Below are 6,684 nucleotides of genomic sequence, written 5' to 3' on the forward strand. Positions count from 1 at the left end.
GGCCCACACTGCGCGAGGCCAGCGGCATCGTCGCACTGATTGTCGGCGTCGTCTCCACATTGGGCAATGCCGTGTCGCAGAAATCCCAAGTCTTGCGACAAAATCGCCGGGGCTAAATTTTCACAAGAATTCCTGTCGCATAACTCAGTCGCGAAAGTCGGGGTTTCACGACCGAGCTTTGCGACTACCAATGGCCGCAACGGGCCGAACCCGGTCTTCCAACGCGTTCAAATTATGCCGAGCTTTCAATGCTGGACTACCGGAAAGCTCGGGCTTTAGGGAATGGGCTCGGCATAGTATCGGGCTCGGGATAAATTCCCACCTGCATCCGGACACGATTAGTGAAGACGCGGGATTTCCGCTAGTATCGTCAAATCCACACTGCTGTTGTGACGACGGGCCCTATCCGCCGCTGCATTCGGTAGGTTGGGCCTTCGCCTACGAGCCTTTACCTTCAGCCGCACCAGCGGCCAGATCGTGCGGACATCCGGGGAAGAGCCCAAAGCAATGTGATGGTCACGAAGTCTGCAAGGAGTATCGCATGAACAAGCCCCTGAGCCAGAGTGAGACGCCCTTCACTAGGTCCCGTCACGAGGCGGAACCGCACTCAGCTGTCGTCGCGATCCCCGCGAACATGGCGATCGAGCACATCCTTCAGGCTCTACCGGAAGCCGTCTATACGACCGATGCGTCAGGGCTCATAACCTTTTACAACGAGGCGGCCGCCGAGCTGTGGGGAGTGAGGCCGGAGCTCGGGAAGAGCGAATTCTGCGGCTCCTGGAAGCTATATTGGCCGGACGGCACGCCTCTGCCACATGACGAATGCCCTATGGCCATGGCGCTGCGCGAAAAGCGCCCGGTGCGAGGGCTCGAAGCATTTGCCGAGCGACCGGACGGCCGCCGGGTCCTGTTCCGGGCCTTTCCTACACCGATCTTCGACGCCGAGGGCACGCTGATCGGTGCGGTCAACATGCTCGTCGATCAATCGGACGCTGCTGTCGCCGACGAAGCCGCGCAGCGGGTCGCAGCTATAGTGGAATCATCCGACGACGCCATCCTGGCAAAGGATCTCAACGGCACAATCACCGACTGGAACCGCGGCGCCGAGCGGCTTTTCGGCTATACCGCCGAAGAAGCCATCGGCCGCTCGGTCACCATGCTCATCCCGCTGGATCGAGCCGATGAGGAGCCCAATATCCTCGCCCGGCTTCGACGGGGCGAAAAGATCGACCACTACGAGACCATCCGCCGGCGCAAGGACGGGAGCCTTGTCGAGATATCCTTGTCGGTGTCGCCAATCCGAAATCGCGCAGGCCAAGTGATCGGCGCATCCAAGATCGCGCGTGACATCACCGATCGCAGGCGCGCCGAAGAGCAGCAGCACCTTCTCCTCCGAGAGATGGATCACCGCGTCAAGAACCTTTTTGCGCTGGCGAGCAGCGTCGTGTCGCTGAGCGCGAAAAGGGCGACGACACCGCGCGAGCTCGCCACAGCAGTGTCTCAAAGGTTGGGAGCACTCGCCCAGGCTCACGCCTTGACGGTGGCGCAGACGTCCCAGGCGTCGGACCGCATCGAGCAGGCGACCACGCTCCATACCCTGTTGCGAACGATCCTTGCGCCATATGATCGCGGCGCGGACGCAACCGCACCGCATGCGGTGGTAAGTGGCCCCGACGCGACGATCTCCGGGGGGTCTCTGACGAGCTTCGCGCTCCTGCTGCACGAGTTTGCGACCAATGCCGCGAAATATGGGGCGCTGTCGACCGACAAGGGTTGCGTCGAAATCGCCTGCGAAGAGGAAGGCGACACCTTCGTCCTCACCTGGACCGAGCGAGACGGCCCGCCCGTAATGCAGGCCGCTGACGGGGACGGCTTCGGCACGACTCTCGGCCGCGCCACAGTCCGTAGCCAGCTCGGCGGCGAAATCCAGCGAGACTGGAAGCCGGAAGGCCTCGTCATTCGGTTATCAGTCCCGCGCGATCGCCTGCAAGCCTGACGACAGGCCGCGCAACGATCTCGGCCGACTTGGGCGAGCCCGAGCCGGGGTCCTTCAGCCTTGCCCGAAGCACCACAGCATGGCTTCCGCTCGCTCCTGGCATCGACGCGACATCCGATCGCTAAGGTTCACTCGAACCCGCAGACCCTCGGCGCTGTCGCCACCGCCTTACATGCTCAACCAAGGCGCGTAGCTTCGGGGCGAGATTCCGCCGATTGGGAAAATAGAGGAAAAAACCCGCGAACGGCGGGCAATACTCTTGGAGGAGAGGCACCAGTTTGCCGGATGAGACGAACGGTCTGAATGTCTCCTCCATGCCAAACGTTATGCCTCCCCCCGCGCAGGCCGTGCGGATCATTAGCCACATATCATTGGTGGTGATCTGAGGATTGACCGCCACGTCGAACTCACGTCCATTTTCGGCAAACTCCCAGCGGTAAGGCGCGGTGCGCGGTGCGGGACGCCAGCCAATACAGCGATGCTGGGCCAGTTCCGAGGGGTGGGACGGCTTCCCGAAGCGCTCGATATAGGAAGGCGCGGCAACCGCGCTTTGACGTTGCTCGCCGGACACCGGGATAGCGATCATATCCTGGTCTATCACTTCGCCAAGCCGCACCCCCGCGTCATATCCCTTCGCCACAATGTCGAATTCTTCGTCCGTGACGGTCAGATCGATCTGAACGGCAGGATAGGCGTCCGCAAAGCTCGACAGCAGCGGTCCTGAGATGAACCGTTCTGCGATCGAGGACACTGCCAGCCGCAAAAGGCCGCTCGGAGCGATGTCTCGATCCGCGGTGGCGTTCAGGGCCAGGGCGACCTCCGCAATGGCTGGCGCCACGCGCTGGTAAAGCTGTTCGCCAGCCTCTGTCAGGCTGACGCTTCGGGTTGTTCGCTGAACGAGCGCGACGCCAAGCCGATCCTCGAGGCGACGGATCGTCTGGCTCACAGCCGGCCGCGTGACACCTAAGTGCTCGGCGGCCGCGCGGAAGCTTCGTGCCTCTGCGACGGCGAGAAAAACAGAGATGCCATTCAGGTCCATAGCCATTGGTTAGCCCAACTTACCAGCGTGGTCACGATTGGGCAAGTTGTCTGCCCCTCTAGAACTGCTACTTTTGGCTCGGTCAATCGGAGATGGCTAACCAAGATGATGCTCGAGAACTACAAGCTGCTAGGACGCTCAGGATTGCGTGTTTCGCCCATAAGCCTGGGCACCATGACTTTCGGGTCGGATTGGGGTTGGGGCGCCGACGGTGTCGAAGCCCGCCCATCTTCGATCTCTATGTCGATCGGGGCGGCAATTTCATCGATACCTCGGTGAACTACACCAACGGCGCCGCCGAACGCTTTCTCGGGGAATTCGTCGGCGACAAGCGTGAGCGGCTCGTCATCGCGACGAAGTTCACGATGGCCCGCGAGCCTGGCAACCCCAATTCGGGCGGCAATCATCGCCTCAACATGATGCGATCGGTCGAGCAGAGCCTCAGGCAGCTTGGCACTGATCGCATCGATCTCTTCTATCTGCACGGATGGGACATGACGACCCAGCCAGACGAGGTGATGCGCGCCCTCGACGATCTCGTTCGGTCGGGAAAGATTCTCTATGTCGGCATCTGCAATACGCCGGCATGGCGGATCGCCGAAATGCAGACGCTCGCCGACATGCGCGGATGGTCCCCCTTCGTCGCGCTCCAGATCGAATACAGTCTCGTGGAACGAACCGTCGAGCATGAGCTCATGCCGATGGCCGCAGCTTTGGGACTCGGCGTGCTTCCGTGGTCGCCGCTGGGCGGCGGCGTGCTGGCCGGTAAATACTCCCGTAACGACGTTCAGGAATCACGGGAAGCAGCCGTCTCTCCCAGCCGCAAGGGCGTCATCGCCTCGTCGGGGCATCTCAACGAGCGCTCAATCGAGATCGCGCACGAGGTTCGCACCGTTGCTCAGGAAATGGGCTCGACACCGTCTCGGGTAGCGCTTGCATGGACCCTGGCCAATCCCACGGTCGTGTCTCCCATCATGGGCGCCCGCACCATCGCCCAGGCGGAGGAAAATCTGGGCGCTCTGGACGTGGCGCTGTCGCCAGAGCACCTCGATCGCCTGAACCGGGTAAGCGACCCGGATCCGATATTCCCTGCCCGTTTCGTAGATCGCCCATTGGTTCAGCAACTCATCTTCGGCGGTGCTTCCGTGGCTCGCCGCATCTGAACTCAGACGAAGAATACCAACATGCGTGAAGGCGGTTGCCCAAACAGCGGCCTTCCTCGCCCTTCAGCAACCCAAGAATGGAATGATACCATGACCTTTTCCTCATTGACCGATCGCCTCACCGCCGCAGGCTGCAAACTGCTGGTCGCGTCAGCATTCGTGGCCACCATCGGACCGGCGCACGCCGAGACCAGCGCGCCGGACGCCCGTGTCGGGATCCAGGAGACCAGTATCGAGACGCAGAACAAGGCCATCGTGCGCAGGGCGTTTGAGAAATGGCGTGCAGGCGGTAACGTCTTTGCAGAGCTTCTCGCGCCCGACGTCGTCTGGACAATCCATGGCTCCGGCCCCGTAGCCGGCACCTACCGCAGTCTCCGGGATTTCGTCGAGCGGGCCTCTGCCCCCCTGGTCAGCCGTCTCACGACCCCTGTGTTGCCGGAGGTGCATGACATCATGGCCGATGGAGACATGGTCTTCATCCGCTTCGACGGCACGGCCACGACAACCTCGGGAACACCTTATCGCAACCAGTTCGTTTGGATATTTCGGATGAAGGACGGCTCTGTCGTCGAGGCCGAGGCCTTTTTGGATCTCGTCGCCTATCAGCAGGTTGTCGAGAACAACGAGCCGCGTGCGCAATAGCCGGCAGTCATGCGTTCGCCTGTGGGTCGGCGTCACGCGTCGGCAGGCGCCAAGACAGCCGGACCTCAGACCCATGCAGAAACCTAATTCGGCTCTGGCAGCCAAGATATACAATAAATGTTTAGGAGCCCGATCATGCGGCATGCATTTGCAATCGTGTTGAGCGCAACACTCTTGAGTGAATCGGTACAAGCCGGGGAATCCAAATTGCAGGCTAGCCATTCCTATACCGGCATGTGGGTGACCGACGACGGCCATGTCCGCCACGAACTCCTGCCGAGCGGGCGTTATGTAGAGGCACGCGGTAAACGCGAACGCGCCTATGAGGGGCGTTACGCAGTGACCGGCACACATATCGAATATTGGGACGACACCGGCTTCACCGCCGATGGCGACTTCGTCGACGCAAATACCTTGCACCACGGCGGTATGGTTTTGCGCCGCCTTACGGATCGTATCGCAGACCCCTGCATCTCGAAAGAATAGTGGCGCAGCGCCGATCTGCTTTTGGTACGATCTTCCGCGCCGCGGTCGAAGCGCGTCTTCCTTTCACATCGGCGATGCTGCGGCGGTTGCAGGTTCCATCGTCCTGCACCCTTTTTGGTGCGAGGGAACTGATTGAAGTCTGAAGAGCGCGGCAGCGCGTGACCTAACCTTCTTCGCCTCGCGTGCGAACAGCCGGGCGCACGTTGTCGCGGCCATCCTTGACAAGGTCAAAAAGATTGGCCGAACAGCAGTCAATCCCAGCAGAAGTCCTTGTATATCCACGACCGCATCATTATCGGCAAGGACTGGCCTGCCGCCAAGCGAGGGCAGACGCTTAAAAGCGCCACCATTCAGGTGTCTGTCAGCTTCGGATCGCAAAGAGCGCATGCTGCCTCGCAGGTAGCGTTCCGAGGCAGAGGCATTCGATGACGACAAAATTCTTGCCACGCTACGGGAAGGCGGCGCTAAGGCTTTTTTGCCTATTCCTGCTCACCGCAGGCGGTTATTTCCTTTATCTGCAGGCAACGGACAATTTCGCAACGGTCGTTGCCGGCGAAGTCTACCGTTCGTCGCAGCCGTCCGCCCAATCAATCACAGAGCTTGAAAAACAGTATGGCATCAAGACGATCCTCAACCTCAGGGGTAAAGCCGACAGCTCCAAATGGTACGCCGACGAGGTTCAGCAGGCGAAAGCATTGAACATCGTCCATATCAACTTCAAAATGTCCGCCGGAAGGGAACTGAGCTCGGAAAGGGCCAAGGACCTCATCGCCATCATGCGCGACGCGCCGAAACCGCTGCTGATCCATTGCCGCGCCGGTGCCGATCGCACCGGGCTTGCCTCAGCTCTCTATCTGGCCGCCGTCGCCGGCAAGGACGAAGAGGCTGCCGAGGGCCAGTTGTCGCTTCTCTACGGGCACCTGCCCTTCCCGTTCAGCCGCGCTTTCGCGATGGATCGCACGTTCGAGAAATTGGAGACCTTCGTTTTCGGCAATTCCTGACATCAGCCGAAAGTCAATCTGTAACATTGACCAGCTACCCGCGGATGAGCGACATTTTGCATCGCAATATATGATTCCAAATTCCAATTCCGGGGCCGAGCCATGTTTCAGTACGATCTTGTTGTTGTGGGCAGCGGTCCGGCAGGACGCCGAGGCGCCATCCAGGCTGCGAAGCTCGGCAAGAAGGTCCTGGTCATCGAACAGGGCAAGCGTGTCGGCGGTGTTTCGGTTCATACGGGCACCATCCCTCCCAAGACGCTGCGGGAGACGGCTCTCAATCTCTCCGGCTGGCGCGAGCGCGGCTTCTACGGACGTGCCTATCGCGTCAAGGAAGAGATCAGTGCCGACGATCTGCGC

General features: G+C 60.7%; 7 protein-coding genes. 6 read left to right on the forward strand and 1 reads right to left on the reverse strand.

Annotated elements, in window-relative coordinates; translation table 11 throughout:
• Positions 1–541 precede the first annotated feature (541 nt).
• The gene (locus C9413_RS25595; protein WP_082046508.1) at positions 542–1,996 is read left to right on the forward strand and encodes a PAS domain S-box protein; all 1,455 of its coding nucleotides are present in this window, start codon (positions 542–544) and stop codon (positions 1,994–1,996) included.
• A gap of 121 nt (positions 1,997–2,117) precedes the next feature.
• On the opposite strand, the gene C9413_RS25600 is transcribed toward C9413_RS25595, so the two are convergent.
• Complete coding sequence (locus tag C9413_RS25600; protein WP_039844748.1) at positions 2,118–3,041, reverse strand: LysR family transcriptional regulator; 924 nt, start codon at positions 3,039–3,041, stop codon at positions 2,118–2,120.
• Positions 3,042–3,232: 191 nt separating this feature from the next.
• Here C9413_RS25600 and C9413_RS25605 point away from each other — a divergent pair, with 191 nt between their 5' ends.
• The 5 genes from C9413_RS25605 to C9413_RS25625 all read left to right on the forward strand — a co-directional run.
• The gene (locus tag C9413_RS25605; protein WP_348648802.1) at positions 3,233–4,198 is read left to right on the forward strand and encodes an aldo/keto reductase; all 966 of its coding nucleotides are present in this window, start codon (positions 3,233–3,235) and stop codon (positions 4,196–4,198) included.
• Between the two features lie 90 nt (positions 4,199–4,288).
• Positions 4,289–4,840, forward strand: coding sequence for a nuclear transport factor 2 family protein (locus tag C9413_RS25610; protein ID WP_039844746.1), 552 nt, complete (start codon positions 4,289–4,291; stop codon positions 4,838–4,840).
• A gap of 135 nt (positions 4,841–4,975) precedes the next feature.
• Entirely contained in the window at positions 4,976–5,326 is a 351-nt protein-coding gene (locus tag C9413_RS25615) for an Atu4866 domain-containing protein (protein ID WP_039844745.1), read from the forward strand.
• Positions 5,327–5,751: 425 nt separating this feature from the next.
• Positions 5,752–6,327: a dual specificity protein phosphatase family protein gene (locus C9413_RS25620; RefSeq protein WP_039844744.1), complete on the forward strand. Its 576-nt coding sequence runs from the start codon at positions 5,752–5,754 to the stop codon at positions 6,325–6,327.
• Between the two features lie 102 nt (positions 6,328–6,429).
• Positions 6,430–6,684, forward strand: a 255-nt coding sequence (locus C9413_RS25625) for an FAD-dependent oxidoreductase (protein WP_170251071.1), incomplete at its 3' end; no start/stop codon positions are given.

It is taken from the genome of Rhizobium sp. SEMIA 4085, from assembly GCF_013004495.1.
Taxonomy (GTDB): domain Bacteria; phylum Pseudomonadota; class Alphaproteobacteria; order Rhizobiales; family Rhizobiaceae; genus Rhizobium; species Rhizobium gallicum.

What these genes read in the sequence shown, in the direction of transcription:
- C9413_RS25595 (WP_082046508.1), top strand. Translation starts at nt 542, where the DNA reads ATGAACAAGCCCCTGAGCCAGAGTGAGACGCCCTTCACTAGGTCCCGT.
- C9413_RS25600 (WP_039844748.1), bottom strand. Translation starts at nt 3,041, where the DNA reads ATGGCTATGGACCTGAATGGCATCTCTGTTTTTCTCGCCGTCGCAGAG.
- C9413_RS25610 (WP_039844746.1), top strand. Translation starts at nt 4,289, where the DNA reads ATGACCTTTTCCTCATTGACCGATCGCCTCACCGCCGCAGGCTGCAAA.
- C9413_RS25615 (WP_039844745.1), top strand. Translation starts at nt 4,976, where the DNA reads ATGCGGCATGCATTTGCAATCGTGTTGAGCGCAACACTCTTGAGTGAA.
- C9413_RS25620 (WP_039844744.1), top strand. Translation starts at nt 5,752, where the DNA reads ATGACGACAAAATTCTTGCCACGCTACGGGAAGGCGGCGCTAAGGCTT.